Annotated in this window: 23 protein-coding genes and 1 riboswitch; of the genes, 9 read left to right on the forward strand and 14 right to left on the reverse strand. The window is 70.8% G+C overall.

Going from position 1 to position 26,270, the window contains the following annotated elements:
* Positions 1-32 precede the first annotated feature (32 nt).
* Positions 33-554, reverse strand: coding sequence for a hypothetical protein (locus tag ACGFZQ_RS05490; RefSeq protein WP_393839301.1), 522 nt, complete (start codon positions 552-554; stop codon positions 33-35).
* A 321-nt stretch (positions 555-875) separates the two neighbouring features.
* Here ACGFZQ_RS05490 and recQ point away from each other — a divergent pair, with 321 nt between their 5' ends.
* Entirely contained in the window at positions 876-2,888 is a 2,013-nt protein-coding gene (gene recQ / locus ACGFZQ_RS05495; protein WP_393839857.1) for a DNA helicase RecQ, read from the forward strand.
* Between the two features lie 29 nt (positions 2,889-2,917).
* Here recQ and ACGFZQ_RS05500 read toward each other — a convergent pair whose 3' ends face one another.
* The 9 genes from ACGFZQ_RS05500 to fahA all read right to left on the reverse strand — a co-directional run bounded on the left by ACGFZQ_RS05500 (position 2,918) and on the right by fahA (position 13,311).
* Entirely contained in the window at positions 2,918-5,689 is a 2,772-nt protein-coding gene (locus ACGFZQ_RS05500; protein ID WP_393839302.1) for a fumarate reductase/succinate dehydrogenase flavoprotein subunit, read from the reverse strand.
* An 11-nt stretch (positions 5,690-5,700) separates the two neighbouring features.
* Positions 5,701-6,471 (reverse strand): ABC transporter ATP-binding protein, encoded by a 771-nt coding sequence (locus ACGFZQ_RS05505; RefSeq protein WP_393839303.1) that lies wholly within the window; start codon positions 6,469-6,471, stop codon positions 5,701-5,703.
* The gene (locus ACGFZQ_RS05510) at positions 6,455-7,366 is read right to left on the reverse strand and encodes an ABC transporter permease (RefSeq protein ID WP_393839304.1); all 912 of its coding nucleotides are present in this window, start codon (positions 7,364-7,366) and stop codon (positions 6,455-6,457) included. Before ACGFZQ_RS05510 ends, ACGFZQ_RS05505 begins: the two co-directional genes overlap by 17 nt.
* The gene (locus ACGFZQ_RS05515) at positions 7,363-8,709 is read right to left on the reverse strand and encodes an ABC transporter substrate-binding protein (protein ID WP_393839305.1); all 1,347 of its coding nucleotides are present in this window, start codon (positions 8,707-8,709) and stop codon (positions 7,363-7,365) included. The genes ACGFZQ_RS05510 and ACGFZQ_RS05515 overlap by 4 nt, the downstream gene beginning before the upstream one ends.
* A 16-nt stretch (positions 8,710-8,725) precedes the next feature.
* The gene (locus ACGFZQ_RS05520) at positions 8,726-8,953 is read right to left on the reverse strand and encodes a ferredoxin family protein (RefSeq protein WP_351693958.1); all 228 of its coding nucleotides are present in this window, start codon (positions 8,951-8,953) and stop codon (positions 8,726-8,728) included.
* A gap of 34 nt (positions 8,954-8,987) precedes the next feature.
* The gene (locus ACGFZQ_RS05525; protein ID WP_393839306.1) at positions 8,988-9,779 is read right to left on the reverse strand and encodes a GntR family transcriptional regulator; all 792 of its coding nucleotides are present in this window, start codon (positions 9,777-9,779) and stop codon (positions 8,988-8,990) included.
* 379 nt (positions 9,780-10,158) lie between these two features.
* Positions 10,159-10,707 carry a tetratricopeptide repeat protein gene (locus ACGFZQ_RS05530; protein WP_393839307.1) on the reverse strand — a complete coding sequence of 183 codons (549 nt, stop codon included), beginning with the start codon at positions 10,705-10,707 and terminating at the stop codon, positions 10,159-10,161.
* Positions 10,708-10,873: 166 nt separating this feature from the next.
* Complete coding sequence (locus ACGFZQ_RS05535) at positions 10,874-11,812, reverse strand: M56 family metallopeptidase (RefSeq protein WP_351693949.1); 939 nt, start codon at positions 11,810-11,812, stop codon at positions 10,874-10,876.
* A gap of 281 nt (positions 11,813-12,093) precedes the next feature.
* Entirely contained in the window at positions 12,094-13,311 is a 1,218-nt protein-coding gene (gene fahA, locus ACGFZQ_RS05540) for a fumarylacetoacetase (protein ID WP_393839858.1), read from the reverse strand.
* 275 nt (positions 13,312-13,586) lie between these two features.
* On the opposite strand from fahA, the gene ACGFZQ_RS05545 reads away from it, so the two are divergent.
* The gene (locus ACGFZQ_RS05545; protein ID WP_351748126.1) at positions 13,587-14,831 is read left to right on the forward strand and encodes an ATP-grasp domain-containing protein; all 1,245 of its coding nucleotides are present in this window, start codon (positions 13,587-13,589) and stop codon (positions 14,829-14,831) included.
* Between the two features lie 26 nt (positions 14,832-14,857).
* Positions 14,858-16,054: an FAD-dependent oxidoreductase gene (locus tag ACGFZQ_RS05550; RefSeq protein ID WP_393839308.1), complete on the forward strand. Its 1,197-nt coding sequence runs from the start codon at positions 14,858-14,860 to the stop codon at positions 16,052-16,054.
* A gap of 105 nt (positions 16,055-16,159) precedes the next feature.
* Here the strand turns inward: ACGFZQ_RS05550 and ACGFZQ_RS05555 are convergent, their stop codons facing one another.
* Complete coding sequence (locus ACGFZQ_RS05555; RefSeq protein WP_393839309.1) at positions 16,160-16,747, reverse strand: hypothetical protein; 588 nt, start codon at positions 16,745-16,747, stop codon at positions 16,160-16,162.
* 148 nt (positions 16,748-16,895) lie between these two features.
* Between ACGFZQ_RS05555 and ACGFZQ_RS05560 the strand changes: the two genes are divergently transcribed.
* Positions 16,896-17,702, forward strand: coding sequence for an HAD family hydrolase (locus tag ACGFZQ_RS05560; RefSeq protein WP_351748120.1), 807 nt, complete (start codon positions 16,896-16,898; stop codon positions 17,700-17,702).
* A gap of 9 nt (positions 17,703-17,711) precedes the next feature.
* Here the strand turns inward: ACGFZQ_RS05560 and ACGFZQ_RS05565 are convergent, their stop codons facing one another.
* Positions 17,712-18,200: a transglycosylase SLT domain-containing protein gene (locus tag ACGFZQ_RS05565; RefSeq protein WP_351748118.1), complete on the reverse strand. Its 489-nt coding sequence runs from the start codon at positions 18,198-18,200 to the stop codon at positions 17,712-17,714.
* Positions 18,201-18,205: 5 nt separating this feature from the next.
* Positions 18,206-18,402: riboswitch (cyclic di-AMP (ydaO/yuaA leader) on the reverse strand.
* 671 nt (positions 18,403-19,073) lie between these two features.
* The gene (locus tag ACGFZQ_RS05570) at positions 19,074-19,385 is read right to left on the reverse strand and encodes a CocE/NonD family hydrolase (RefSeq protein WP_393839310.1); all 312 of its coding nucleotides are present in this window, start codon (positions 19,383-19,385) and stop codon (positions 19,074-19,076) included.
* A gap of 586 nt (positions 19,386-19,971) precedes the next feature.
* Between ACGFZQ_RS05570 and ACGFZQ_RS05575 the strand changes: the two genes are divergently transcribed.
* The 5 genes from ACGFZQ_RS05575 (at position 19,972) to ACGFZQ_RS05595 (ending at position 25,563) form a co-directional block, all read left to right on the forward strand.
* Entirely contained in the window at positions 19,972-20,979 is a 1,008-nt protein-coding gene (locus ACGFZQ_RS05575; protein WP_393839311.1) for a polyprenyl synthetase family protein, read from the forward strand.
* Positions 20,980-21,148: 169 nt separating this feature from the next.
* On the forward strand, positions 21,149-22,111 hold the full coding sequence (locus tag ACGFZQ_RS05580; protein ID WP_393839312.1) for a CHRD domain-containing protein: 963 nt from the start codon (positions 21,149-21,151) through the stop codon (positions 22,109-22,111).
* 260 nt (positions 22,112-22,371) lie between these two features.
* On the forward strand, positions 22,372-23,598 hold the full coding sequence (locus ACGFZQ_RS05585) for an outer membrane lipoprotein carrier protein LolA (protein WP_393839313.1): 1,227 nt from the start codon (positions 22,372-22,374) through the stop codon (positions 23,596-23,598).
* A 56-nt stretch (positions 23,599-23,654) separates the two neighbouring features.
* The gene (locus ACGFZQ_RS05590; protein ID WP_393839314.1) at positions 23,655-24,683 is read left to right on the forward strand and encodes an ABC transporter ATP-binding protein; all 1,029 of its coding nucleotides are present in this window, start codon (positions 23,655-23,657) and stop codon (positions 24,681-24,683) included.
* Positions 24,670-25,563 carry an ABC transporter permease gene (locus tag ACGFZQ_RS05595; protein WP_393839315.1) on the forward strand — a complete coding sequence of 298 codons (894 nt, stop codon included), beginning with the start codon at positions 24,670-24,672 and terminating at the stop codon, positions 25,561-25,563. The genes ACGFZQ_RS05590 and ACGFZQ_RS05595 overlap by 14 nt, the downstream gene beginning before the upstream one ends.
* On the opposite strand, the gene ACGFZQ_RS05600 is transcribed toward ACGFZQ_RS05595, so the two are convergent.
* Positions 25,553-26,158 carry a flavodoxin family protein gene (locus tag ACGFZQ_RS05600; RefSeq protein ID WP_393839316.1) on the reverse strand — a complete coding sequence of 202 codons (606 nt, stop codon included), beginning with the start codon at positions 26,156-26,158 and terminating at the stop codon, positions 25,553-25,555. The genes ACGFZQ_RS05595 and ACGFZQ_RS05600 overlap by 11 nt on opposite strands.
* Positions 26,159-26,270 lie beyond the last annotated feature (112 nt).

Raw genomic sequence — 26,270 nt, forward strand, 5'->3', positions numbered from 1 at the left:
GGGCTACCGGCGCGTCACCGGGCCGGCCGCGGCTACGGGCAGGTCACCGTCGGGTTCCACGGCGCGAACAGACCGCTCGGGTTGTCCTTCCAGATCCAGGCGCGCAGCGTGTACACGGATCCGACGCCGGGCAGCGTCGCCGGACCCTGGAACGTCTGCCCGAACAGCGTCGGCGCGGTCGTAGCGGTGTCGGCGCGCACGATCCACTCCACCCCCACCAGGGCACGGCCGCCGTCGCCGTCGGTCTCGTAGAGGAGCCCCGCGGGCTCGGCCAGGTCGAGGCTGCCGACGAGGGCGAGGTTCACGTAGTGGTGGCCCGCGCCTCCCTTGCCGGTCGCGGTGTCCTTGGTGCAGTCGCCGGTGTGCTTGTACCCGTCCGTGACCGCGAACGGCTCGTACTGGTAGTCCGCGGTCGCCGTGTACGTCGGGGTCAGATCCGTCCACACGAACGGGTCGGCCTCGGGGACGGGAGCCGCGCCGGCGGGAACCGCGGCCAGAGCGAACGGCACGGCCAGCGCCAGAACGGCGCCGGCGGTGCGGGACCTGAGAGACATCCTGATGCTCCTTGGGGCGGAAGAGGCACGCGAGTGCGGCGCCTCCGTACAACGCGGGCCTCCCCGGTCCCGCCCGTGCAGCATGGCCCGCGCCGCTTCCGGGCCGCCACGCGAGGACGGCCAAAGGGCTGAGAGCTGAGAGCACGGCCCGACGGGGGACCTCGTCCCCGAAGCCTCCTCGTGTCCCTCCTCGCGTCCGTCCCCGTGTCCGTCTCCGTGTCCCCTCCGCGGGCGGCGGGCCTGTGGATAACTCCGGCGCTGTCGGTCCGTGCCCCTATCGTGGAGGCAGTGGTCGAGGGACGACGTACGGGGGACACGACGATGGGTGGGACGGGCGGAACCGACGAGATGCCAGGGACGACCGAGCCGCCGGGGACGCGGCAGACGCCCGGACCGGCGGACAGCGAGGCACTGGCCACGCTGCACAGGGTTTTCGGGTACGACGCCTTCCGGGGCGAGCAGGAATCGATCATCGAACATGTGGTGGCCGGCGGAGACGCCGTCGTCCTCATGCCCACCGGCGGCGGAAAGTCGCTGTGCTACCAGATCCCCGCCCTGGTCAGACCCGGTACGGGCATCGTGGTCTCACCGCTCATCGCGCTCATGCAGGACCAGGTGGACGCCCTGCGCGCCCTCGGCGTGAACGCCGGGTTCGTCAACTCCACCCAGGACTTCGACGAGCGACGCGTGGTCGAGGCCCAGTTCCTCGCCGGAGAGCTCGACCTGCTCTACCTGGCGCCGGAGCGGCTGCGCCTGGACTCCACGCTGGACCTGCTCGCCCGCGGCAAGATCGCCGTCTTCGCGATCGACGAGGCGCACTGCGTCTCCCAGTGGGGCCACGACTTCCGCCCCGACTATCTGGCGCTCTCCCTCCTCGGCGAGCGCTGGCCCGACGTCCCGCGCATCGCGCTCACGGCCACCGCCACCCACGCGACCCACGAGGAGATCACCCAGCGGCTGCACATGCCGGCCGCCCGGCACTTCGTGGCCAGCTTCGACCGGCCCAACATCCAGTACCGGATCGTCCCCAAGGCCGACCCCAAGAAGCAGCTGCTCACCTTCCTCCGCCAGGAACACGAAGGCGACGCGGGCATCGTCTACTGCCTCTCCCGCAAGTCGGTCGAAGCCACGGCCGAATTCCTGACCCGCAACGGCGTCGACGCCGTCCCCTACCACGCCGGCCTGGACGCGGGCACCCGCGCGGCCCACCAGTCCCGCTTCCTGCGCGAGGACGGCCTGGTCGTGGTCGCCACCATCGCCTTCGGCATGGGCATCGACAAACCCGACGTCCGTTTCGTCGCCCACCTCGACCTGCCCAAGTCCGTCGAGGGCTACTACCAGGAGACCGGCCGCGCCGGCCGCGATGGCCTGCCCTCCACCGCCTGGATGGCCTACGGCCTCAACGACGTCATACAGCAGCGCAAACTCATCCAGTCCGGCGAGGGCGACGAGGCGTTCCGCCGCCGCGCCCAGGCGCACCTCGACTCGATGCTCGCCCTGTGCGAGACCGCCCAGTGCCGCCGCGGGCAACTGCTCAAGTACTTCGGCCAGGACCCCGCCCCAGAGGGCTGCGGCAACTGCGACAGCTGCCTCACCCCGCCGGAGACCTGGGACGGCACCGTCGCTGCCCAGAAGGTCCTCTCCACGGTGGTACGACTGCAGCGCGAACGCGGGCAGAAGTTCGGCGCCGTCCAGATCGTCGACATCCTGCTCGGCAAGCGCACTGCCAAGGTCATACAGTTCGACCACGACCAGCTGTCCGTCTTCGGCATCGGCACCGACCTCGACGAAGGCGAATGGCGGGGCGTCGTCCGGCAGCTGCTCGCCCAGGGGCTGCTGACCGTCGAGGGCGAGTACGGCACCCTGGTGCTCACCGAGGCCAGCGGGACGGTACTGCGGCGGGAACGGGAGGTTCTGCTCCGCAAGGAGCCGAAGAAGCCCGTGGGCTCCCGGTCCTCCGGGACGTCCGGGTCCTCCGGCAAGGGCAAGGCGAAGGCGGCTGTGGCAGAGCTGCCCGAGGACCTGCTCCCCGCATTCGAGGCACTCCGCGCATGGCGCGCCGAACAAGCCCGTGAACAGGGCGTACCGGCGTACGTAATCTTCCACGACGCCACGCTCCGGGAGATCGTCGGCCGGTGGCCCGAGTCGATCGCTGAACTGGCCACCGTCGGCGGTGTCGGCGAGAAGAAGCTCATCACCTACGGGGAGGGCGTGCTCGGAGTGCTGGCCTCCCTGAAGACACCGTCCTCCCCGGCCCCCGCAGCGGCGGGGGCCGGGGAGGAGGACCACTGGCCCGAGATGGACGCGGAGCCGGAGCCGGAGGACTGGATATAGCCCGGTCCAGCCAAGGCGCGGGGCCCTGCTCAGAGCCTCCGCGCCGCATACGCCCTGACATCCGCGTCCGAGTCCGCCGTCGCCGTGGCCAGCGCCGCGCGGGCTTCCTCGGCACCGGCGTGCCGGGTCAGGGCGAGGACGGCGGCCTTGCGGACGTCGGCGTTCGGATCGGCGAGCGACTTGGCGAGGGCGGGCACCGCCACGGCGGCACCGGCCGCGCCCAGCGCCCGGGCGGCACCGACGCGCACCTGCCAGGCGGGGTCGGCCAGCGCGGCCACGGCCCTCCCGGCCAACGGCGGCGGGCAGCCGACGCCGGCAAGCGCCTCGTAGGCGGCGCCGCGGACCAGTACGTCGGGGTCACCGGCGAGGTCGGTGAGGGCGTTCAGGACACCGTCCACCTGAGCGGCGGCTCCGGCGGCTCCCACTGTCCCGAGGGCCTTCGCCACCGTCACCCGTACCTCCCGGGACGGGTCGGCGACGGCATCGGCCAGCGCCTCGGCGGCGTCCACCGAGACCAGCGCCCGCACCGCCTCGATCCGCACCGCCGGATCGGCGTCGGGCAGAGAGGCGGCGAACAGGCCGGCGTCGCCCAGGCGCAGCGCCCGCAGCACGTCCAGCGCCGCGGCCCGGACGACCGGGTCGGCCACCGCGAGCGCGCCGGCCAGGGCATCCCGCAACGCCGGCTCGGGCGGAAGCGTCTCGACCAGCTCACGCAACGAGGCCGCGGCGACCGAACGCACCCCGACATCGGGATCGGCCAGCGCGCCGGCCAGCGCCCGCCCGGTACCCACCGGGGCCGTCTCCGTCAGCACCGACATGGCGGTACGGCGGACCGAGGCATCGAGATCGGTCAAATAGGGCTCAAGGACGGCGAGTTCGGGCTCCTCCTCGGCGAGGGCGAGGAGCTCCAGAAGACGGGGCGGGGCCGGCTCGGCCCGGTCGGGCTCCACGGGCCGGACGGCGCCGGCCGCCACCGGCCCCGTGGCCACCGGCGGCACATCACGGGCACCCGCCGTGGCAACGTCCAGCGGACGCACCTCGCCGATGTGCCGGGACGGACCGCCGACCGGGGCGAACTCCTCGACCGGCACCAGATACGGAGCCACGGGACGAGCCGTGAACTCCATCGCACCAGAGGGGGACTTGTGCAGATCGAGATGGTGGAACCAGGAGGCGTCGTCACGCTCGGGGTGATCGAGCCGGTCGTGGTAGAGACCCCAGCGGGACTCCGTACGGGCCAGCGAGGCACGAGCGGCCATCTCCGCGCAGTCGCGGATGAAACTCACCTCGGCGCAGCGCATCAGCTCGTGCGGGGTGCGGGCACCCATGGCGGCGATGTCGTCCCGCATCCGCTCGAAGGACTCCAGGGCGAGGGAGAGCCGGGCCCCGGACTTCGGCGGAGCCACGTAGTCGTTGACGAAGCGGCGCAGCTTGTACTCGACCTGGGTCTGCGGCGGGCCGTCCGGGTTGCGCAGCGGACGGTAGATCAACTCGTGCGCCTCACGCACCTGATCGGCCGGCAGCTCCCCCTCGTACGCCGTGTACCGGGAGGCGTCCGCGCCGGCGAGATCCCCGAAGACGAACGCGCCGATCATGTAGTTGTGCGGGACGCAGGCCAGGTCACCGGCGGCGTACAGCCGGGGAACGGTCGTCCGGGCGTGGTCGTCGACCCGGACCCCGGAGGCGGAGTGCCCGCCGCACAGGCCGATCTCCGAGATGTGCATCTCGACGTCATGGGTCCGGTAGTCGTGCCCCCGCCCGGAGTGGAAAGTGCCACGGGTGGGCCGCTCCGTGGAGTGCAGGATGGACTCCAGGGCGGACACCGACTCCTCGGGGAGATGGCTCAGCTTCAGGTAGACCGGGCCGCGGTCGGAGGCGACCTCGGCGGCGAACTCGGCCATCATCTGCCCCGACCAGTAGTCGGAGTCGACGAACCGCTCACCGTGCCGGTTGACCTGGTAACCGCCGAACGGGTTGGCGACGTACGCGCAGGCAGGCCCGTTGTAGTCCTTGATCAGGGGATTGATCTGGAAACACTCGATCCCGGTCAGCTCGGCACCGGCGTGGTAGGCCATGGCGTAACCGTCACCGGCGTTGGTCGGATTCTCGTACGTCCCGTACAGGTAGCCGGAGGCGGGCAGCCCCAGTCGCCCGGCCGCACCGGTCGCAAGAATCACCGCACCCGCGCGCACGGTCACGAACGCGCCGGTGCGCGTGTTGAATCCCACCGCGCCCACCGCGCGCCCCTGCGCCGTCAGCACCCGCACCGGCATCACCCGGTTCTCGATACGGATCCGCTCACGCATCTCACGACGCCGCAACTGCCGGTACAGGACCTTCTTGACATCCTTGCCTTCCGGCATCGGCAGTACGTACGAACCGGAGCGATGCACCTGGCGGACCGCGTACGCGCCATGCTCGTCCTTCTCGAACTTGACCCCGTACGACTCCAGGCGCTGGACCATGGCAAAACCACGCGTCGCCGTCTGCCGGACCGTGGACTGGTCGACGATCCCGTCGTTGGCACGGGTGATCTCGGCGACGTAGTCGTCGGGCTCGGCGCGCCCCGGGACGACCGCGTTGTTGACGCCGTCCATCCCCATGGCGAGCGCCCCGGAGTGCCGGACGTGGGCCTTCTCCATGAGCAGCACGTTCGCACCGCGCTCCGCGGCGGTCAGGGCGGCCATGGTGCCGGCGGTACCACCGCCGACGACGAGAACGTCACAGGTCAGTTCCTCGACGTCGGTGACGGCGGGAATCTCCAGGGGGGCGGGCGCGGGGGCGTTCGCGGGGGTGGTCACCGGGATGCCTTTCAGATGCCGAGCGAGGAGAGGACGGCGCGGCGCAGGGCCACACGGGCCGGGTCGTCCAGGGCGCCCCGGTCACGGGGACGCGGAACGTCATATACAGAGGCCACACGGCCGGCGGCGAGCAGAACGACCCGGTCGCCGAGGAAGAGCGCCTCGTCCACGTCATGGGTGACGAAGACGACGGTCGCACCCGTCCCGCCCAACACCTCCACCAGCAGGTCCTGCATGCCGGAACGGGTCTGGGCGTCGAGCGCGCCGAACGGCTCGTCCATGAGCACGGCCCGGGGCGAACCCGCCAGCGCCCGCGCCAGCTGCGCCCGCTGGCGCTGCCCACCGGACACCCGGTGCGGCAACTGCCCCGCCTGCGCGGCCAGCCCGACCCGGCCCAGCCAGGAATCAGCCTGCGAGCGGCGCTCGGAGCGCCCGACTCCCTTGATGGCGAGCGGCAGTTCGACATTGCCCCGCAACGTGCGCCAGGGCAGCAGCGCATCCTCCTGGAAGACCAGCGCCCGGTCGGCCGACGGCCCCGTCAACGGTTCGCCGTCCTGCTCGACCGTCCCGGCCAGGGGGGACAGCAGCCCGGCGAACGTCCGCAGCAGCGTCGATTTGCCGCATCCCGACGGACCCACGACAGTGAGGATCTCGCCGGGACGGACATCCAGCTCGACACCGTGCAGCACCGCCACGTCCGGACGGCCGAGCACAGCCGTACCCAGGGTGAGCCGGGCCCCTCGCGCGAGCGCCGGAGCAGCCACGTCAGACGAAGTGCTCATCGCGCGCCTCCTGGTCGGTGTCACTGCGGCCCTGCTGCTGGGCATCGGCCTGCTTCTGGGACTCGCCGTCGGCCGCCACTGCGACCGGGGCGGCGACGGCGGCCACCGAAGTGCGGGGCCGGCCACCGGGGACGTACGACGTACGGGGCAGCCAGCGGGTCAGACGCCGGCCGAGGAGCTCGACGGCCGTGGAGGTGACCCAGCCGAGCAAACCGATGGTGACCATCCCGACGAACACACCCGGGTAGTTGACGATCGTGTAGTCCTGCCAGGTGCGGTAACCGACGCCGTACTGGCCGGAGATCATCTCGGCGGAGATCACACAGATCCACGAGACACCGATACCGACCGACAGACCACCGAAAATCCCGGGCAGCGCACCTGGCAGCAGGACCGAACCCAGGATCCGCCACCGGCCACCGCCCATGGTGCGCACCGCCTCCTCCCACACGGGGGTGAGGGCGCGCACCGCGTGCCGGGTGGAGACCAGGACCGGGAAGAAGGCGGCGGTGCAGGTGATGAAGACGATGCCCTGTTCATTGGAGGGGAAGAGCAGAATCGCGATGGGCACGAGAGCGATCGCCGGGATCGGGCGGATCACCTCCAGGACCGGGCCGAGCAGGTCCTCGGCGAGGCGCGAGCGGGCCACGAGCACGCCCGTCGCCACACCCAGGACGGCGGCCAGTAGGAAGCCGGTGAGGATCCGGGTGAGGCTGTCGGTGAGGTCCGTCCAGTAGTCGCCGCCGGAGATCCGGTCCGCGAAAGCATGAGCGATGTCGGTGACCGTCGGGAACTGCGAGAAACGCAGCCATAGGTCGACCTTGAGGCTGGTCAGCAACTGCCACAACCCGAGGGCGGCGGCCAGCGACGCCACCCGCAGGACATACCGGCTCACGACGCCCGCCGCAACGCGTCGGCATAGCTGACGACCTCGGCGCCGCCGTGTGCGTCGACGTACGCTTGCGCGGTCGCCCGGGTCACGAACGGCAGCACCTGCTCACCGTCGGCCACCCACACCGACTTGTCGGCGAACCAGAGCGTGCCGGTGGTGGCGTCGGGTACGTATGCGGCGCGAATGCCGTCACTGTGCTTGGCGACGTACGCGAGCAACTCCTTGGGGGAGCTGAAGCTCGTCGTTTTCTCGTTGACCTTGGGCCACACCTCGCTCGCGGACGCCGCCGGCGTGGCGGCGAGCCGCTTGGCGTAGTCGGAGCTGCCCAGGGCCTTCTTCACGTACTGGTCGTCGACGAACGAGTCCACGTCCACGTCACCGGTCAGCTCGGCGGCCTTGAGAACCGACACGTCCTGCTTCAGCGCGGAGACGAGCGCGGGCTTGACGGCGGGGTCGAACGTGGCGATGCCGTGCGCGCCGTTGTAGAGGTAGACGACCTCGGCGGGCAGATCGGTCGCATCGGCGACTTTCTCGGCTGCGGTCACCGGGTGGGCGTTGAGGTAGTCGGTGGCCTCCGCCTGGGCCTTGAGGAACGCCTCCAGGACGGCGGGCCGCTGCTTCGCGAAGTCCTCGCGGGCGGTGACGCCGTGGAAGGTGGGGAGGTTCAGCTGGGCGCCGTCGTACAGCGCCTTCGCCTTGCCCTGGTAGGCGAGCAACCCCGGCCAGGCCACGAACTGCGACAGCGCGTCCACGCTGCCCGCCGTCAGGGCCGAAGCGCCCACCGCGGGCTGCTGGTTGAGTTTGGAGATGCCCTTGTCCGGGTCGATGCCGGCGCGCTGGAGGGCGCGGACCAGGGTTCCGTCGGCGGCGGAGCCGATGCTCGTCGAGACCTTCTTGCCCTTCAGGTCCGTCAGCGAGGTGAGCTTGGAGTCGGGGCCGGTGACCACGGTGTTGAGGCCGCCGCGCAGGTTGTAGCCGGTGACGGAGACCAGACGCGTGGGCCGGCCGAGTTGTTTGCCGCGGGCCGCGTTGAGCAGCAGCGGGAAGTCGCCCATCGAGCCGATGTCGATCTTCCCGGCGGTCATCTGCGCGGTGATCGGTGCGCCCGTGGCGTAGTCCTGCCAGTCGACCTTGTAGGTGTGGCCGTCGTGGAGGGCGTTGAGCTGCTGCTCGAAGTAGCCGAGAGAACGCAGCAGGGTGCCCGCCGTGACGGTGTTGATGGTCTTGGACTGGTAGCCGACGGTGACGGTGACCGTCTTGCTGTCGCCCGCCACGGCGCTGCCGCCGCAGGCCGACAAGGGCAGCAGAAGGAGGGCTGCGGATGCGGCGATCGCTGTGCGTTTCATGGGAGTTGTGGGCCTCTCACCGGAGCAGATAGGGCATGTTGACCGTCACGGCTCCGGTGGGGCAGCGGGCCGCGCACGGGCCGCAGTACCAGCACTCGTCGACGTGCATGTAGGCCTTGCCGTTGCTCTCGTCGATGGCGAGGGAGTCCAGCGGGCACATGTCCACGCAGAGCGTGCAGCCGTCGATGCACTTCGACTGGTCGATGGTCACGGGCACGTCGGCCCGCTGGGGCGCCAAAGGCATGGCTGTCTCCAGGAAACGGGTCAAGCGGAAGGGGTCAGAGGGAGCGGCGCAGGAGGCCGCTCATGGTGATGCGGTCGCCGCGGAAGCGGATGAACTCCAGGTCGACGGGCCGGCCGTCGGCGAGGTGGGTGAGCCGTTCCAGCATCAGGACGGCCGCTCCGCGCGGGGCCTGGAGTACGGCGGCGGAGTGGGCGTCCGCGTTCACCGCTTCCAGGGTGATCTCGGCGTGGCCCAGGGGTTGGCCGGTGATCGACTCCAGGAGCCGGAAGACGTCGTTGTTCTCCAGGTCGGCGCCGAGGAGCGCGGTGCCGATGTCGAGGGGGATGTAGGTGAGGTCGAGGGAGAGCGGGAGGCCGTTGAGTCGGCGCAGGCGTTCGATGTAGAGGACGTCGGCGCCGGGCGGGACGCGGAGGCGTTCGGCGACGGGGGCGGGTGCCGGGGCGGGGCCCATGGTGCGGACCTCGTTGGTGACTCGGCCGTGTTCGCGGAGGGTCTCCGCGAGGCCCATCAGACGGTCGAGCCCGTGCGGGTATTTCCGGGCGACGACCACGGTGCCCACGCCGGGGAGGCGGTCCACCAGGCCTTCCGCCCGCAGCAGGTCCAGGGCTTGGCGGACGGTGTTGCGGGTGGCGCTGTAGTCGGTGGCGAGAGTGGTCTCGTGGGGGAGGCTGCCGTCGGGGAAGGCGCCGGCGAGGATCTGGTGGCGCAGAAGGTCGGCGAGCTGCCGGGCCTGGTCCGCACGCAGCCGGCGACGCGTCCGGTGGGCGGCGACCGTGGTGGCGGCGCCCTGACCGGCGTGGTCTCGGATGCGGTCGGTGGCTGGCATGGCTCGAACCATACCTATGAGGTAGGGAATGGGGTGTTGCCGGATTGTTGCGCCACCTGAGACCTCATCGGACACATCCCTGAGCTGGTGCTTCGGGGCGGTGTGGCGAAGATCTGCCACCAGGATGCGGGTTCACCCGCACCCCGGGACCGTGGCGAAAGCAGATCTCGGATGATCAGGCGCATGAGAGCGCGGCGGTCCCACGGAAAGCCGGTGGGGCCGGCTGGACCGGACTTCAGTCCTCGACGCGGACTACCGTGCCGTCCGAAGGCTGGGCCCGGATCGCGGTGCGGGCCTGCTCGATCCACCCCGCCACGTTCTTGGCGCCGCAGCTCTCGGCTACCGCTTCCGCCTCGTCGAGGTGATGGAGCGCGACCGATCAGTTCCCGGTCTCGGCCGCGAGGTAGGCCAGTGCCACCAGGCCGGCCGCTTCCCCGGGCCTGAAGCCGATCGCCCGGCGCAGCGACACCGACTCGGTCAGCCGTTCACGGGCCTGGTCGAAGTCGCCCGCGTCCCGGTCGTCGAAGCCAAGATGGCGTATCGCGTAGGACATCGTCATCCGGTCGTCAACGGACTTCGCCAGCGCGTACGACTGCTCGAAGTACGGCCTGCCGGTGGTGCCGTCGCCCTTCACCACCTGGTGCCAGCAGCCGATCCAGAACAACGCGCCAGCCTCACCCGACACGTCCCCCAGCCGCTGGTACAGCTCGGCCGCCCGCTCGAACAGCACCAGTTCCTGGCCGTTCTCCTCGCGGTCGTTCAGGAAGCGCACGTGCAGTACCTTGCCCCGCGCCATGGAGAGCGGCGCCTCGACAGCGTCCAGCACGTCGTCGGAACGGTCCAGCGCGGATGTGTCGCCGCCGAACATCGCCACTTCGAAAAGCTCTCCCGCGTGCGCGACCCAGTCCTGCCCTTGCCTGCCCTGCATGTCCTGTCCCTCCCCGTCGGACGATGGCGGTGCCGAGGCTATCTCCGAGTCTCTGGCGGCGGCCGGGGGATTTCGCGGACGGCTGAAGCTCGAGCCCACCCAGGGCCCGCCCGGCCGTGCCTTGCGCTGCGCGCCTTCGCCTGAAGTTCAGGCAACGACAGATGCCCTACCCGAGCGCCGTCAGCCCCGGTGCGAACGTGATCAGCAGTGGCAGCAGAGGTACCAGCGCGGCCACCGTCGTCGTCAGGGCCCGCTGGCGGCGCAGCAGCCGTGGTGGTGGTTCCAGGAGCCGGTCGACCCGCTCGCCGAGCAGCCGGCGGCTGGACGCGCAGGACAGGACCCCGCGGTGCTGGTTCAGTTCGATCAGGGCCAGGGCGGTCGTGAGGTGGCCGCAGCGGCGGGATGCCGCGTCGTCGGCGGCGAGTTCGACGAGCCGGTGGGTCTGGTCGCAGAAGTGGGAGAACAGCGGCACGCGCGGAAAGCCCGTGGCCAGCGCGCTGGACAGGTGGAGCAGCCAGTCGTGGTGGGCGCGGGCGTGGCCCCGCTCGTGGGTGAGTACGGCGTCGAGCTGGTGGTCGGTGAGGCGGTGCAGTGCCCCGGTCGTCACGACCAGCTGCGGTGGATGTCCGGGCATCCACCAGGCGTCCGGGTATTCGTCCTCCAGCACCAGCATCGGCCCGCGTGCTGCCGGCAGCCCCGCCGGCAGTTCCGGTGCCCGTTCGCGCAGGTGTGCGCGGGTCTGGTCACGGTGGCGCCGGGCCTCGACCAGCTCGCGGGCGAGCATCGCCGTCGTCCACGCGGCCCCGCACGCGAGGAGCACCGTGAGGGCGACCGCCCACAGGGGCGCGACGGACAGGTCGTACGCCGCGGTGACCGCCGGTGGCGCCGGCGCGAACACCCGGTCGCGCACGGTGTGGAAGACGGCCGCCGCGCCCAGGACGAGCGCGGCCAGGCAGCACATCAGCACGGTGGCGACCAGGCACTGCCACACCCACAGCGCGACCACCGGCTCCCGCTCGGGCCACAGGGACTGCACCAGCGCACGCGGCGCGGGCACCGCGGCCGTCAGGGCGACGACGCTCAGCAGGAGCAGGCAGACGGTCATGCCGCGGCTCCGTTTCCCGATCGGAGAGATGTGCGGGTGGCGGGTGGTGCGGGGTGATGCGCCGTTGCGCGACAGGGTGCGTGCGCCGGCGCATCACGTGATGCGTGCGCCATCGCCTCGCATGGTGCGCGTGCGGGCGCCTCGCATGGTGCGTGTCCCGTCAGTATGACGGGACGGAGCCCCCGAGTCAGGCGCCGACGAGGATCCGGGTGTCCACCTCGCCGAACCCCGGCGGACAGCGCGCCCCTGCCCCTATGCGCGCTGCCCGGCCCGACCGACCCTCACCCCGCCACGATCCGCCCGCTGACCTCGCCGAGTCCCACCCGGCTCCCGCCCGGCCCGGGCGCCCACGCGGACAGCGTCACCACGTCGCCGTCCTCCAGGTACGCCCGCTTGCCGTCCGGGAGTTCGAGCGGGTCCCGCCCGTTCCAGGTGAGTTCCAGCAGCGATCCGCGCTCCGCGGGTTCCGTACCGCTCACCGTGCCCGATCCGTACAGGTCGCCGGTGCGCAGTGAGGCGCCGTTGACGGTCAGGTGGGCGAGTTGCTGGGCGGCGGTCCAGTACATGGTGGAGAACGGCGGGTCGGACACCACCTGACCGTTGATCGCGATCGACATCCGCAGGTCGTAACCCGCGGGCTCCTCGGCGGAGTCGTCGAGGTACGGCAGCAGCGGATGCGTCCGCCGCGGCGGGGCGACCCGTGCGTCCTCCAGCGCGTCCAGCGGGGTGATCCACGCCGAGATCGAGGTGGCGAACGACTTGCCGAGGAACGGGCCGAGCGGGACGTACTCCCATGCCTGGATGTCGCGCGCCGACCAGTCGTTCAGGAGCGTGAGCCCGAACACGTGCTCCCGGAAGTCGCCCAGCGCCACCGGCCGCCCCTGCTCCGACGGCGCGCCGACGACGAAGCCGACCTCTGCTTCGATGTCCAGCCGGACCGACGGGCCGAACACCGGCGCCTCCGAGGGGTCCGAAGACGTCTTCCGCTGGCCCGCGGGCCGTACGACGTCCGTCCCCGACACCACGACCGTACCCGCGCGGCCGTGGTAACCGATCGGCAGGTGCTTCCAGTTGGGGGTGAGAGGTTCCGCGGCGTCGGGGCGGAAGATGCGGCCGGCGTTCCGGGCGTGGTTCTCCGAGGCGTAGAAGTCGACGTAGTCGGCGACCTCGAAGGGCAGGTGCAGGGCCACATCGGACAGCGGGTGGAAGAGGGGTTCGAGCACCTCGCGGTGCGCGGGCACGGTCACCCAGGCGGTCAGGGCGCGCCGTACGTCCGACCAGGTGGTGCGGCCCGCGGCCAGCAGCGGGTTGAGGGTAGGGCGGGCCAGCAGCGAGGCGTACGGGGAGCCGAGCGCGAGAGCCGCGCCGCCGGCGTCGAGGACGTGGTCGCCGAGGCGGACGCCGACCCTCCGTTCCGTGCTCTCGGGAGTCGAGAACACGCCATACGGGAGATTGTGCGGGCCGAAGGGGTCACCCTCGGGGACCTCGAAGGGGGGCAAGGGGGGCATGGGGTGGCTGCCTCGCTCTCATCCGTGCCGCGCCGGGCCGACTATGTGGTCACGTCGCTCTGGTGTTGCGCGGCATTCCATGTGGTCGCGCCACACGTTACGGGTGAGTTGGCTGTCGTGGCAGTGTCTAAAGAGTTCGCAATGTCCGAATAGGCCTTGTCGGAGGGGTCAATTCCGGCTTAGCGTCCTTTGGGGGACACGGACGGGGTGGGTCCGGTCCGTAGGGGGGACACGTGGGGGGACCCGTGGCCAGGAATGCCGTCAGCGTGCCGTTCGATGCGGATCGCGACGTGCCGGGCCTGATCGTCAAGTTCGGCGACTATCCGCTGCACCACGGCGGGGTCGGCGCGATTCGCAGTCTGGGCCGCCTGGGCGTTCCCATGTACGCGATCACGGAGGACGCCTACACGCCGGCGGCCTCCTCCCGTTATCTCAAACGGGCGTTCGTGTGGCCGACAACAGGCGCCGAGGAACCGGATCATCTGGTCGAGGGACTGCTGCGGATCGGCCGCCGCATCGGCCGTCCGACCGTGCTGATCCCCACCGACGAGGAGGCCGCCGTCCTGATCGCCGAGCACCAGGACGCGCTCGGCGACCGTTTCCTCTTCCCGCGCGTGGAGTCCGCACTGCCCCGCCGGCTCGCCAGCAAGCAGGGGCTGCACGAACTCTGTGTGGAACACGGCATCCCCAGTCCGGCGGCAGCCTTCCCGCAGTCGTACGACGAGATCGTCGACTTCGCCGAGAAGGCCCGCTTCCCGATCGTCGCCAAGAACCGCGAGGCGTTCGTCCGGCGCAGTCAACCCGCCGTCAACGGCACGACGAAGATCGCCACCCGCGAGGGACTGCTCACTCTCGCGCGTGACTGGGGCACCCATCCGGGTGTCATCCTCCAGGAGTACCTCCCGAGGGAGGACGCCGAGGACTGGATCGTGCACGCCTACTTCGACGCCGACTCGAACCCGCGCGCCCTGTTCACCGGCGTCAAGGTGCGCTCGTGGCCACCGCATGCGGGCATGACCGCGAACGCGTACGTCGTCGACAACCCGGAACTCGCCGACCTTGCCGCGCGCTTCATCAAAGAGATCGGCTTCAGCGGCATCATCGACCTCGACCTGCGCTTCGACCGCCGCGACGGGCAGTACAAGCTGCTCGACTTCAACCCGCGCATGGGCGCCCAGTTCCGGCTCTTCGAGAGCGAGTCGGGGGTGGACGTGGTCCGTGCCATGCACCTGGATCTGACCGGACGCCGCGTTCCGGAGGGGGAACAGCGCGCCGGCCACCGGTACGTCGTGGAGAACATCGACCTGCCCGCCCTCCTCGCCTACCGCCGCAGCGGCTATACGACGCCGCACGCACCCGAGCGGCCGAGCGGGACCGAGCTGGCCTGGCTCGCGGGTGACGACCCGCTGCCGTTCGTCACGATGCTCGCCCGCTTCGTGCGTCCGGGCGCGAAGCACCTCTATCAGCTGTGGCGCACCAACCGCCGCGGCTCCAGCACCTCCACGAAGTAGGCACCACGTTCCTGGGGAGGGACTTCGTGATCCAACCGGTAGCAGTCATAGGTGCCGGGCCCTTCGGCCTGTCCACCGCCGCCCATCTGCGAGCGCGCGGCATCCCCGTCCGGGTCTTCGGCGACCCCATGGTCAGCTGGCGCGAGCACATGCCCGAGGGCATGATCCTGAAGTCGACGCCCGCCGCCTCCAACCTCGACTGCCCGCAGCGCGGGCACACCCTCGCCGACTACTGCGATGCGGCGGGCCTGCGCAGGCTGGTGACCGACGAGGACATCATCCCGGTGGAGACCTTCATCGGCTACGGCGAGTGGTTCCAGCAGCAGCTGGTGCCCGAGCTGGAGCGGGTTCGGGTGGTCTCCGTGGACCGCGACAAGGCGGCCGGGTTCGAACTCAAGCTGGACTCGGGGGAGTTGTTCACGGCCCGCGCGGTGGTCGTCGCCACCGGTCTGTCGGGGCTCGCCCACCTTCCCGCGGAGCTCGCGGGAGCGGCGGCGGACGGGCCCGCGGGGCCCGTCTCGCACAGCTCCCAGCACCACGACCTGACCCGGTTCTCCGGCAAGGAACTGATCGTCGTCGGGGCCGGGCAGTCCGCGCTGGAGACGGCGGCTCTCGCGGCCGAGGCGGGTGCCCAGGTGCGGGTGGTCTCACGCGGACGCGGCAAGGTCGACTTCGGCGCCCCGCCCTGGGACCAGCCCCGGCTGCGTCCGGAGTCCCCGTTCGGCCGGGCCTGGTCGCTGTGGGCGCTCAGCTACTACCCGCACCCCTACCGCTACCTCCCCGCGCGGACCCGCCACTACCTGGTCCGCCGGGTGCTCGGCCCGCTCGGCGCCTGGTGGCTGCGCGACCGCTTCGAGGGCAAGGTCCAGGTCCACGAGGTCGCCGGCGTGACCGGCACCGACACCTCCGACGGCGCCCCCGTGCTCACCGTCCGCACCCACGACGGCCGTGCCGACCGGCTCACCGCCGACCACGTCGTCGCGGCCACCGGCTACCGCGTGGACACCGCGGCGATGGACTTCCTCGGCCCCGAGCTGCGCACCCGCGTCGCGGTCAGCCGCGGCGCCCCGAAACTCGGCGCCGGATACGTCTCCTCCGTGCCCGGCCTGTACTTCACCGGCCTGCCCGCGGCGGCGTCGTACGGACCGGTGATGCGGTTCGTGTGCGGTACGGAGTTCGCCTCGCCGCGTCTGGCCAAGCACCTGGCGGCCGCCCACGCCTGACACCCGCCCCGAGGCAAGCCACCCCCGCCCGGGGCCGGGCCGCCACCCGCCTCTGGCGCCGGGCCGCCATCCACCCCGGGGCCGGGCCGCCACCCGGCTCCGGGGCTACGTCTCCTCGGCCGCCCGCTGCCAGGCCAGGAACTCCTCGATCAGCTCGTGCGGGTTGGCCGCCTCCGTGGCCTCGACCTCCCAGCCTGGCCAGTACACGTCGAAGACCACCACCGGCAGCGGCCGCCCGAGTACCTTCTCGATGCGGCCCCCGGCATGCAGATCCTGAGCCAGCCGTATGCACGCGTCGGCGAAGTGCAGCCCCAACAGGTCATGCTTCGCGTCCAGTTCGGCGTCGCTGCCGTCCCCGTCGAACCAGAGTCCGAGCCGCCGGACCTCTTCGGCGTACAGTGCGCCGCCGACCGGGTCCTCGGGACAGTTGCCGAGCATCTCGAAGCCGTCGAGGAGCCAGCACGCGTAGTTCCAGCGCGCCTCGCGCGGGTCCGCCGGGTTCCGTTCGGCCTCGTACTGGCTCTCGGTGTTGTAGCCGATCGCCACGTACGGTCTGCGGTCGTCGTGCTCGACACGCCAGATGCGGAACGACAGCGCGTAGATCTCCGGCCGCAGCTCCCGCGGGAACCGCTCCAGCACCCTGGTCGCCGCCTCCAGCAGATGCGCCCGGAAGTCTTCCGGTCCGTCCGTCACCACGCCCGCCCCCGTCCGATCGGTGCGATCAACCCACCGCCAACGTAACGCGCCCCACTGACAACGCCCCATCACGGCGACGGCGGGCGCCACTTGAGGCCGAAACGCACAGTGAGTCTCAGGGGCGTGCTGTCCGTATTCTCTGATCATGGTCGCACCCACCCCGTACGCACTGATCGCCACCGACCTGGACGGCACGCTGCTGCGCGCCGACGACACCCTGTCGGAACGGTCGCTCGCCGCGCTCGCGCGGGCCGGCCGGGCCGGCGCCCGGCATCTCGTGGTGACCGGCCGCCCCGCGCCGAGAGTGCGCCCCCTCCTGGACGACCTCGGCTGCACGGGACTCGCGGTCTGCGGCCAGGGCGCGCAGGTGTACGACGCCGGCGCGGACCGATTGCTGTGGTCGGTCACCCTGGACCGGGAACTGGCGGAGACCGCCCTCGGCAAGATCGAGGCCGAGGTCGGGCAGGTGTATGCGGCGGTCGACCAGGACGGCGTCGACGGGCTCACGCTCATCGAGCCGGGCTATCTGATGCCCCACCCCACGCTTCCCGCGCTGCGGGTCGGCCGGCGCGACGACCTGTGGTGCGCGCCCATCAGCAAGGTGCTGCTGCGCCACCACACCCTGTCCGACGACGAACTGGCGGCGACCGCGCGCGCGGTGGTGGGATCGCTGGCGACGGTCACCATGTCGGGCCCGGGAACCGTCGAACTCCAGCCGTGCGGGGTGACCAAGGCGACCGGCCTGGCGCTGGCCGCCGACCATCTGGGACTGAGCCCCGAACAGGCCGTCGCCTTCGGGGACATGCCCAACGACATCCCCATGTTCGACTGGGCGTCCCACGGGGTGGCCATGGCCAACGCCCATCCCGAACTCAAGACGGTGGCCGACGAGATCACCTTGTCGAACGAGGACGACGGCATCGCCGTCGTCCTCGAGAGACTCTTCGGCTGACGGCGCCGGTCAGTACGCGCCGTGCACGTTGTCCATCGAGCCGTACCGCGCGGCGGCGTAGTTGCAGGCGGCGGTGATGTTCGCGACCGGGTCGTAGATGTCGAACGACGTCCCGTCCACGTGGTAGGTCTTGAACGTCGGGTCGATCACCTGGAGCAGGCCCTTGGACGGGATGCCGGCGGCCGCGTTGGAGTCCCAGAGGTTGATGGCCTGCGGGTTGCCGGAGGACTCACGCATCACGTTGCGGTAGATGCCGTTGTAGCTGCCCGGGATGTGCTTCTCGGCCATGATCGCGAGCGACTCGCGGATCCAGCCGTCGAGGTTGTTCGGGTACCCGGCGAGCGTCGTCGAGGCCGTCGAGGTGGTGGAGGTGGCGGCGGAAGCGGCCGTCGCCCCGATGAGCGGGAGGGCGAGAACGGCGGCGCCGGTGCCGGCGATGGCGAGCGTGCGGATGATGCGGTTACGGCGGGGACAGCGGTGCTGAGCGGCAGCAGACATGGCGTGGTTCCTCTCCGTCGCCTGCGAGGTGAGCTGTCGGGTTCGGGCCCGGGGAGTGCCCGGCCGCGCCCGCCCTGAGGCGAGGCGACTTAACCCCTAGCCGTTCCGGTACGACGTCCGTCGGTGACGTCGGTCGCCCGGTCCGGCGACTTACCTGGTTTCCCCGCTCCTGCCGTGCGAATGGACTCGTCGATGGGTCACGACGGGCGGCGGCAGGATTCGGCGTCCGCCCGGCGAGCGGGAACGTATGCGAGAGCACATGTCCGGAACAAGTACCTGATTCACACAACACACCGATTGACCTTGATCTGAGTAGTATGGGGCACTTGATCCTTTGCGGCTGCCAAGCCCCAACTCGCCCACAGGGAAAGGAAAGAAAGGGTCGCCTTACCGTCCCTATGGCACTCCGGGCCACGTGACCCACTTCACGAAACGGCAATTGCGGCGAATCGGACAAGAGGGATTTACGAAATCCGTCTTTCCGGGCATCGGTGGAAAAGCGTCTAGCTGCCATTCGCGTGGATTGCCTTGATTGGGATGGGGGGAGTGACCCACGCCACAGGCAATTCACGAGATTGTCCGAATTGCCTCATTCGGTGGAATTCCGGCTCGGTCGGGGGCGAGTCGGTGGGATCCGATCGGGTGTGGGTCGGCAGCGGATTCTGTGCATCCGCTTCATCCGGTTGGGCGCCTCTCCGGTGTGCCCTCGTGAACTCCGCACGGTCCGGCTACGCGCGCGTGCCGCTGATCGTGCGCGGTGAGGAAGTGGAGGCCCGGCGGCTTCGTTCGCTCGGGAGCCTCGAAGGCCATCGGGCGGCCGAAGGCCCAGGAGTGCGCCAGGAGTTCACACGTGACGGGCGTACGTGATTCCGGTCACGTCGGCGGAGGGGGCGGCGGGCTCACCGACCCGGCGGCGGGCAAGGTGGCCGTCCACGCGTGCGTGTCCACCGTGAGGGCGGAACCTCCGCCGTACCGCGCGTCGTTGTCATGGTGGCCGTCCGTGGAGCGGGCCACGGCGACCGCCTTGAGCGGCTCGGGCGCGAGGGCCGCCGTCCGGAGGAAGATGCAGCCGTCCCAGGAGACGCCGGCCCTGCCGGCGCTCGCGTTGCACCGGGGCCGCACTGTCGGCCGCTCGACGGTCGCGGGCCCGCCCCGCCCGTCGCCCGAGACGTGCCCGTGACGCATGGGGCCGCGAGTCGGGGAGGTGGGCGCGAGCTGCGTGCATGGGCGGTCTCGTCCGCCGGTGGACACCACGCGCGCGTGCGCGTGAAGGCGACGTTCGGAAGACGAAGGGCGTGCGGAGGTCCTCATGCGTGATCTCGTAGGGGATGAGGATGGAGATGGGGATGGCGGTATGGGCACGGATCGGCGCGATGTGCCCCCGTCGGCTTTGGCGGGCGGCGAAGGGGGTACCTCCGGGCAGGTGATGTCGGGCGGAGAGGGTGTGACCGTCCATGGCCGGTGGCCTGTCGGACGGTCCGGCGTCCGATTGGGTGACGGCGCTGGTCCGGGACGCGGTTCACGCCTCGGTCGGGGACACGGCTTACACCCCGGTTCGCGACAACTGTCGGTACTTCCTGTTAAGTCATTGGATGTCAGATCGTATCGGCTGATCAAAAACATACCGGTCGTGATCCGATAGCGCCCGGGGTGTAACGGTGGGCGCCCTCGGTGATCGAAACCTGACCGGATACGCTGACTTGAGTGATGGCAGCGACCTATCGACAAACCGTGTAATCGCCAGTGGACACCAGCAGACAGGAGACCCCTCGTGACCGTCGGGCCGTTCGGGCTGAGCGTGCGGGACCAGGCTCTGGAAGCCGATGTCCAGGCCGGATTGACGGCTGTCGAAGAGGGCTTGCTCGAAGCCACCAAAAGTGAGGTCCCGTTCATCACGGAAGCCGCGCAGCACCTCGTGCGGGCCGGCGGGAAGCGGTTCCGGCCGCTGCTGGTGATGCTGGCCGCGCAGTTCGGTGACCCGTACGCGCCGGGCGTCGTGCCGTCGGCCGTGGTCGTCGAGCTGACCCACCTCGCCACGCTGTACCACGACGACGTCATGGACGAGGCGGCCGTGCGGCGCGGGGTCGACAGCGCCAACACCCGCTGGGGCAACTCGGTCGCCGTCCTCACCGGTGACTTCCTCTTCGCCCGCGCCTCGCAGATCCTCGCCGATCTCGGGCCCGAGGCGGTGCGGGTCCAGGCCCTCGCGTTCGAACGGTTGGTGACGGGCCAGATCCTGGAGACGGCGGGGCCGTCGGACGGGCGTGACCCGGTCGACCACTACCTCGACGTGCTCGGCGGCAAGACCGGCTCGCTGGTGGCGGTCTCCTGCCGCTTCGGCGCGATGATGTCAGGCGCCGACGAGACGGTCGTGGACGTCCTCACCCAGTACGGCGAACGCCTCGGTGTCGCCTTCCAGCTCGCCGACGACGTCCTGGACATCGCCTCCGACTCCCACGAGTCCGGCAAGACCCCGGGGACCGACCTCCGCGAGGGCATCCCCACGCTTCCGGTGCTACGGCTGCGGGAGCGGGCGGCGCGGCTGGGGCTGGCCGAGGACGTCGCACTGTGCGAGCTGCTGGACTCCGACCTCACGGATGACGCGCGGCACGCGGAGGCCCTGACGGCCCTGCGGGCGCATCCGGCGCTGGAGCAGGCGCGCCGGGACACCGTCCGGTACGCGGAGGAGGCTCGGGCCGCACTGGCCCCGCTGACCGAATGCGACGCGAAGGTGACGCTCCTGGAGCTGTGCGACGCGGTGGTGCACCGGGCGGGATAGTCCCCTGCCCGTTCTGCCGACTCGGTTTCCCGAGGGATCGAGCCCAAGAAGGACTCCTTGTGGCGCACGTCACATGGCTGGACTGAGTCCAATCTAGGATCCGTTCCGTACTCCTCCCCAGAAGCTGACGCAGGGGGCGTCGGCTGACACAGGGGGAGAAAACGGAATCATGGTCATCAATGCAACGCGCCGCAAGAGCCTCGTCGCCGCAGCCGTCACCGTGACCGCTCTCGGCGGTGCCGCCGTCCCGGCATCCGCCGTCACCAGCCACAGCTCGGCCCGGCTCGGCTCCATCAGTCACAACTCCACCGGCTCCGCCCGCTCCGTCGTCCTCGTCGCCAGTCTGCGCGGCGCCAGCGAGGTGCCCGTCGCCGGTGGGCCCGCCGTCGGGGACAAGGACGGCGTGGCGCTGGAGTTCATCCAGGTCAAGGGGGACAAGGTGACCGTCGCCGTGACCTGGCGCGGCACCGGCAGGCCGACCGACCTGCACATCCACCAGGGCGCCAAGGGCACCAACGGCGGGGTGAAGATCGGCTTCGGGAAGCTGCTGAAGAAGGCCAAGGGCCACAGTGTCACCGGCAGCGTCAAGGTCACCGACAAGGCCCTGCTCAAACAGCTCACCACCGACCCCGGCGCCTTCTACGCCAACCTGCACACCGCCGAGTTCCCGGGCGGGGCGGTCCGCGGCCAGCTGCACGCCGTCACCACCGTCACCGACCTCAGGGGCGGCGGCCTCCAGGCCTCCGTCATCACCGGCAAGCAGATCTACGAGTGCAAGGCGGCCGACGGCGGCGGCTACGCCTTCGCCCAGCGTGACGTCAGCGCCAAGCTCGGCGCCGGCATCCGGCACTCCTTCGTCGCACCCGGCTCCGGCACCCCGCAGTGGGTCGCCCCCGACGGCAGCGCGGTCACCGGAACCGTCCTGACCAAGACGCCGAACGGCGACGGCAACATCCCCGAGCTGGACCTCAGGACCACCCGGTCGGGCAAGAAGCACGGCCTGCTCGCCCACACCGGCGAGATCCTGCGCCTGAACACCGTCGGCGGCGTCGCCCCGGCCGGCTCCTGCACCCCGGGCGTCGTCGTCGGCGTCCCCTACCGGGCCGACTACGTGTTCGTGCGGCAACACTGAGTGAACAGGCCACGTGACAGCAAGTGACAGGAGGCGCCTTCGCCGCACGACCCCTACGGGTCGGGGGAGGTGCCTCCACCCTTGTGTCATACCGCAGGCGTACGCGGAGTTGGCTCCCGGGTCTGACGCTTCAGACGCCCCGATTTGGTGAGATGGAAACCACGGAAATCACCACCGCTCACCGATTCGGGTGAGAATGGCGGCTCAGGGTGGGAACACGTGCGAGCACAGCCGCCGCCGACGACGGAGGTAAGGCACACATGGCACCGTACGAAACCGAGGACAGCACGGGGGCCGCGCAGGCCGACGACGAGCTGCGCGCCGAGCGGCGGCGCAAGGCCGCGCGATACGTCGTCCCGGTCGCGGTCATGGGGGTGGCCGCGGCCACGATCGGGCTGGTTCCGGCGCTCGCCGACTCCGGCGACCCCAACCTGCCGAAGATCACCGCTCAGGAACTCATCAACAAGATCGCCAAGTCGGACGTGCAGCAGCTGTCCGGCACGGTGAAGATCAGCACCGACCTCGGCCTGCCCGACCTCGGCGGTCTGGAGAGCGGCCTGATGTCCGGCGCGGCCCAGGGCGGCGACGGCTCGTCCGCCGACCCGTCGACCAAGCTCACCGAGCTGGCCTCCGGCACGCACACGCTGCGCGTGGCCGCCGACGGCCCCGAGAAGCAGAAGGTGTCGCTGCTGGAGAGCGGCGCCGAGTACAGCCTCATCCACAACGGCAAGGACGTGTGGGGCTACGACAGCAAGTCCAACGAGGTCTACCACTCCACCGCCGCCGACTCCGGCAAGGCCGAGCAGCACGAAGCCCCGGCCACGCCCAAGGACTTCGCCGACGAGGTCCTCAAGTCGGTCGACGACACCACGTCGGTGAAGGTCGACGGCACCGCCCAGGTGGCCGGCCGCGACGCCTACCGGCTCGTCATCAAGCCCAAGCAGTCCGGTACGACGGTCGGCGCGATCAGCATCGCGGTGGACGCCAAGACCGGTACCCCGCTGAAGTTCACGCTCACCCCGTCGAGCGGCGGCGCGGCCGTGATCGACGCCGGCTACACCCAGGTCAGCTTCGCCAAGCCGGCCGCCTCGACCTTCGACTTCACCCCGCCCAAGGGCGCCAAGGTCACCGAGGGCGACAGCCTCGACAAGGTGAACCGGGCCGACAAGGGCGACAAGATCACGAAGTCGCCCGGCAAGGACACTCCCGAGGAGCTCGGCAAGAACGGCTTCGACGTCCTCGGCAAGGGCTGGAACTCCATAGCCGTCCTGGACGGCGGCAGCAAGGGCGGGCTGCCCACCGACTCCGCCTCCGGCGGTGACCTCGGCGGCTTCCTCGGCTCGCTCGGCGACCCGGTCTCCGGCAAGTTCGGCAAGGGCACGGTCTTCTCCACCCGGCTGATCAACGCCCTGATCACGGACAACGGCAAGGTCTACGTCGGCGCGGTGGACAAGGCGGCGCTGGTGAAGGCGGCGAACGCGGGGTAGCAAGGGCGGGACGGGTACCCCGGTAGCCTGGGCCGCACGACGAATCGAGGGAGCCGATGGACCAACCGTCCGCCACGGAGCCGGAGTCGGAGGACCAGGACCAGGGCCAGGACGACCAGGGCCAGGACGGCCTGGGTCAACACGGCCCGGCACCCGCGAGCGTCATCGACACCCGCGGCCTCACCAAGCGCTACCGCGGCGGACAGCTCGCCGTGGACGGTCTCGACCTGACCGTCCCGGCGGGCAGCGTCTTCGGCTTCCTCGGTCCGAACGGCTCCGGCAAGACCACCACCATCCGCATGCTGATGGGCCTGATCACACCCACCTCGGGCACGGCCCGCGTCCTGGGCCGCCCGATGCCACGCGCCTCCCGCACCGTACTGCCCCAGGTCGGCGCCCTCATCGAGGGCCCGGCGCTGTACGGCTTCCTCTCCGGCCGTGACAATCTGCTGCGGTACGACGCCGCCGACCCGACCGCCGACCCCCGTACCCGGCGCACCCGCGTCGAGACCGCGCTGGACCGGGTGGGCCTGACGGCCGCGGCCGCGAAGAAGGCGAAGGCCTACTCCCTGGGCATGAAACAGCGCCTGGGGCTGGCCGCCGCACTGCTCCAGCCCCGCAAGCTGCTGGTCCTGGACGAGCCGACCAACGGCCTCGACCCGCAGGGCATGCGGGAGATCCGTTCCCTGGTGCGGGAGCTGGCCGGGGACGGCACGACCGTCTTTCTCTCCTCCCACCTCCTCGACGAGATCGAGCAGGTCTGCACCCACGCCGCCGTGATGGCGCAGGGCCGGCTGATCACCCAGGGCGCGGTGGCCGACCTGGCGGCCGGGGCCCGCGGCCGGCTCGTGGTGACCACTCCGGACACCGGCGAAGCGGCCCGGGTGCTCAAGGAACAGGGCGTCCCGGATGTCGTCACCGCCGAGGACCGGGTCACCGGCGAGCCGCCCGAGCGAGACCTCGCCGAGGTCAACGCGGCGCTCGTCGCGGCGGGCGTGCGCGTACGCGGCTTCACACTCGAACGGGCCTCGCTGGAGGACGCGTTCGTGGCGCTGACCGGGGAGGGCTTCGATGTCGCAGGCTGACGTGGCGGTCGTGGAACGAACGGCCGTACGGTCGAACCCGCTGTGGACCCTCGGCCTGCTCCGCAGCGAGCTGGCTGTCACCCTGCGGCGCTGGCGCACCCTCGCGCTGCTCGGCGTACTGGCGGCGGTGCCGGTCCTGGTCGGAGTCGCCGTCAAGATCGAGACGGGGGGCGACGGCCAGGTCGGCGGTGGCGGTGGCGGGGGCGGCGGCCCCGCGTTCATCGCACAGATCACCAACAACGGAATGTTCCTGGTGTTCACGGCACTGGCCGCAACCCTCCCGTTCTTCCTTCCGATGGCCGTCGGGGTGGTGGCCGGGGACGCGATCGCCGGCGAGGCCAGCGCGGGCACCCTGCGCTATCTGCTGGTCGCCCCGGCGGGCCGCACCCGGCTGCTGCTCACCAAGTACGCGACGACGATGGCCTTCTGTCTGCTGGCCACCCTGGTGGTGGCCGCCTCCGCCCTCGCCGTCGGCGCGATCCTCTTCCCGCTCGGCGACCTGACCACCATCTCCGGCACCCGGATCTCGTTCACCGAGGGCCTCGGCCGGGCCCTGCTGATCGCCTTGGTGGTGGCGGCCTCCCTGACCGGCATAGCGGCGCTGGGCCTGTTCGTGTCCACGCTGACCAGCAGCGGCATCGCGGCGATGGCGACCACCGTCGGTCTGCTGATCACCGTCCAGATCCTCGACCAGATACCCCAGCTGCACGCGCTCCAGCCGTACTTCTTCTCCCACTACTGGCTGTCCTTTGCCGACCTGGTGCGCGACCCCGTCTACTGGGACGACCTGATCAGAAACCTGGAGCTGCAGGCCCTGTACGTGGCGGTGTTCGGGTCCGCGGCCTGGGCCCGGTTCACGACGAAGGACATCACGGCGTAACGGCGGGAGCAGCCTCGCCCGCAGAGAAGCGGGCCAGGGGCGCCTCCCCGGCGAAGAACTCCTTGGCCCGCGCCAGCGCCTCGGTGTCCTTGAGGACATCCCCTCGCGCGCTGCCGTTGCCGAGCAGTACCCCGCCGAAGCGCATGCCCATGTAGGCGGCCGAGTTGTGGAGCAGGCCGGCGTACGGATCGGCGACGGACGGCTCGTGGTCCGCCAGCACGGCCACCCCCCACAGGGTGCGCCCTGCCAGGGTCGCCTTGAAGTCGGTACCGGGGGTGCGCAGCCAGCCCGACCAGTAGTCCAGGTAGCGCTTGGTGAGGCCGGACACCGAGTACCAGTACACCGGCGAGACGATCACGATGTCGGTCGCGGCGAGCGTGGCGTCGAGCAGCAGCCCGGTGTTGGTGTCGGAGGGCGCCCGCACATGGTCGGCGTCGCGTCGCCGATCCACGAAGTCCGGCAGCGGATGGTCGGCCAGGCTGATCCACCGCTGTTCGACGTCCTCGGGCAGCTGTTCGGCGGCTCGGCGTGCCAGCAGTTCGGTGTTGCCGTCGGGACGGGAACTGCCCAGCACGAACAGGAAACGGCGAGTCACGAGATCCCCCAGGTGAGCGGCGCGCGATGAATAACTGTGTTTGCATCTTATGCGTGCGCATTCAAGTTGGCCAGGGGTCGCCGTCGCGCCGGATACCGGGGCGCCCGGGCGC

This window comes from Streptomyces sp. NPDC048254, from assembly GCF_043201895.1.
Classification (GTDB): Bacteria; Actinomycetota; Actinomycetes; order Streptomycetales; family Streptomycetaceae; genus Streptomyces.

Bases quoted from the DNA above. Each gene is read 5' to 3' on its own strand.
- ACGFZQ_RS05580 (WP_393839312.1), top strand. From the start codon at position 21,149: ATGGTCATCAATGCAACGCGCCGCAAGAGCCTCGTCGCCGCAGCCGTC.
- ACGFZQ_RS05535 (WP_351693949.1), bottom strand. From the start codon at position 11,812: ATGACCGTCTGCCTGCTCCTGCTGAGCGTCGTCGCCCTGACGGCCGCG.
- ACGFZQ_RS05590 (WP_393839314.1), top strand. From the start codon at position 23,655: ATGGACCAACCGTCCGCCACGGAGCCGGAGTCGGAGGACCAGGACCAG.
- recQ (WP_393839857.1), top strand. From the start codon at position 876: ATGGGTGGGACGGGCGGAACCGACGAGATGCCAGGGACGACCGAGCCG.
- ACGFZQ_RS05595 (WP_393839315.1), top strand. From the start codon at position 24,670: ATGTCGCAGGCTGACGTGGCGGTCGTGGAACGAACGGCCGTACGGTCG.
- ACGFZQ_RS05505 (WP_393839303.1), bottom strand. From the start codon at position 6,471: ATGAGCACTTCGTCTGACGTGGCTGCTCCGGCGCTCGCGCGAGGGGCC.
- ACGFZQ_RS05530 (WP_393839307.1), bottom strand. From the start codon at position 10,707: ATGCAGGGCAGGCAAGGGCAGGACTGGGTCGCGCACGCGGGAGAGCTT.
- ACGFZQ_RS05585 (WP_393839313.1), top strand. From the start codon at position 22,372: ATGGCACCGTACGAAACCGAGGACAGCACGGGGGCCGCGCAGGCCGAC.
- ACGFZQ_RS05565 (WP_351748118.1), bottom strand. From the start codon at position 18,200: ATGTCTGCTGCCGCTCAGCACCGCTGTCCCCGCCGTAACCGCATCATC.
- ACGFZQ_RS05490 (WP_393839301.1), bottom strand. From the start codon at position 554: ATGTCTCTCAGGTCCCGCACCGCCGGCGCCGTTCTGGCGCTGGCCGTG.
- ACGFZQ_RS05515 (WP_393839305.1), bottom strand. From the start codon at position 8,709: ATGAAACGCACAGCGATCGCCGCATCCGCAGCCCTCCTTCTGCTGCCC.
- ACGFZQ_RS05520 (WP_351693958.1), bottom strand. From the start codon at position 8,953: ATGCCTTTGGCGCCCCAGCGGGCCGACGTGCCCGTGACCATCGACCAG.
- ACGFZQ_RS05560 (WP_351748120.1), top strand. From the start codon at position 16,896: ATGGTCGCACCCACCCCGTACGCACTGATCGCCACCGACCTGGACGGC.
- ACGFZQ_RS05525 (WP_393839306.1), bottom strand. From the start codon at position 9,779: ATGCCAGCCACCGACCGCATCCGAGACCACGCCGGTCAGGGCGCCGCC.
- ACGFZQ_RS05570 (WP_393839310.1), bottom strand. From the start codon at position 19,385: ATGCGTCACGGGCACGTCTCGGGCGACGGGCGGGGCGGGCCCGCGACC.